The sequence below is a fragment of the Rhizobium atlanticum genome (assembly GCF_030182485.1).
Lineage (GTDB): Bacteria > Pseudomonadota > Alphaproteobacteria > Rhizobiales > Rhizobiaceae > Rhizobium.
Window position 1 is genome coordinate 1 of the sequence record NZ_JAQJCJ010000075.1, and the last position, 1,544, is coordinate 1,544.

Genomic DNA, 1,544 nt, shown 5'->3' on the forward strand with positions numbered 1-1,544 from the left:
CATATATATATATATATATATATAGAATCCAAGAAAGGCTCACCCTTTGCACGGATGTCGGGAAATTTTCAAGAGGGTTTTTATGGGTGGCAACATAAAATTGCGCAATGTGAGTCCGCGGCAAGGCAACTCATCGGACGCCTCAGGCAGCCGTGACTTTGGGACCATATCAGCTTGTCGACCTTATTCGCCGGCTGACCCAATTCGGAAACGAAGTCTTTTGTAGAGGACGTAGGTGCGTGCGTTTACACCAACATTAGTTGTGCGCCGGCTCGCTCTTTTCCCACTATGTTCGAGCAACAGAATTGCCTTCGACGTAACATGCCGTTCATAAGCTAATGGGCGTGTGTTTCGCCTCATGAGCCTCTCGGAGCGGCGGGCCTCAATCCGCCGCGCGGCCTGCGGCGTTACGTCGAGCGTGAGATGGCCCTCGAGCTCGAAAAGTTTCCCCTCAACGATCCGTACTTCATTGAAAAGAAGCTCTTATCCGAATGCGATTTTTACGCGGGCATCACACTGTGTGCTCTCGGGTTTCCGACCGCGATGTTTACCGTCCTCTTTGCGCTCGCGCGTACAGTCGGCTGGGTCGCCCAATGGAACGAGATGATCGAGGATCCGGAGCAGCGTATTTGGTCGACCGCGCCAGCTCTACGTCGGCGCATCGCAACGCTGGCCGAGCCGCTGAACACCTTGATGCTGCTGAAGGTGTCGCCGACCGCCTCGCCGGTGTGAACCCCGATCTTCAGGTTGAGGGTGAGGCCTAGATGTGAGCAGACACTTGTGACCATCTGGAACGCCGCAGTTGAAGGGATTTCAAATTTACCCCTTTCTCACAGGGAGCTTGCCGAGCGGATGATCGGCAAATCCTCACTTAGAGGCAGGCGCTTCCCCTAGTTTGAGGAAAACTTGCGCCCTAAGTACGCACGAAGGGGCGCATCGAAACAAACGTGTAGAATATGCGCCAGAGCGACAGCGACAAGGAGGGTAGCGCACGCGGTAACCAGCAGTGGAATCGAGCTGTCGGTGAGCTTTTGGAATTGACCACCAAGCTGAATGATAGGCAGGTGGACAATATAAAGGGGATACGACAACTGCCCCGAGATATGCAGCAAACGGCCGCTCCGAATCATGCGGTACTGCAGCAGCTAGTGTGACGACGATCGGAACTAGGCCGTGAACTCGTAAATTCGAATTGACCGGTGTGGAGTTTCAGAACGGTCTATTCTGATTGCCATCGCATCCGCTGCGCGTCCACACGATCTGCTCCCATGTGCTCGATGAAGGCGTCCCTCAGGCGGGAAAGCCATCTTTCTCTGTAGGCCAAGGGAGCATCGGCCTCGCCTTCAGCGGTGAGGACCCATTCGGCGAACTGTGTTGCGGTCACTGTACCCGAGTTCGGCATGAAGTCAGTCACGTGCACATATTTGTCTGCCTGCACGCTCCCGCAGTGACCCCAGCCGACACAGACCTGATGCATGAGCGCATCGAAACCAGTTTTTCCTGTCATGAAAGTGCGCAGTGATTGAGGCGGGATGCCTTCGAGC

1 protein-coding gene and 1 pseudogene are annotated in these 1,544 nt (G+C 54.9%); one reads left to right on the forward strand and one right to left on the reverse strand.

What is annotated here, in order from left to right:
• Nucleotides 1-357: 357 nt before the first annotated feature.
• Nucleotides 358-685 (forward strand): annotated as a pseudogene (locus PH551_RS32735) (citrate/2-methylcitrate synthase); the annotation flags it as partial.
• A 534-nt stretch (nucleotides 686-1,219) separates the two neighbouring features.
• On the opposite strand, the gene PH551_RS32745 reads toward PH551_RS32735, so the two are convergent.
• On the reverse strand, nucleotides 1,220-1,544 hold a 325-nt coding region (locus PH551_RS32745), incomplete at its 5' end, for a hypothetical protein (RefSeq protein WP_285196404.1).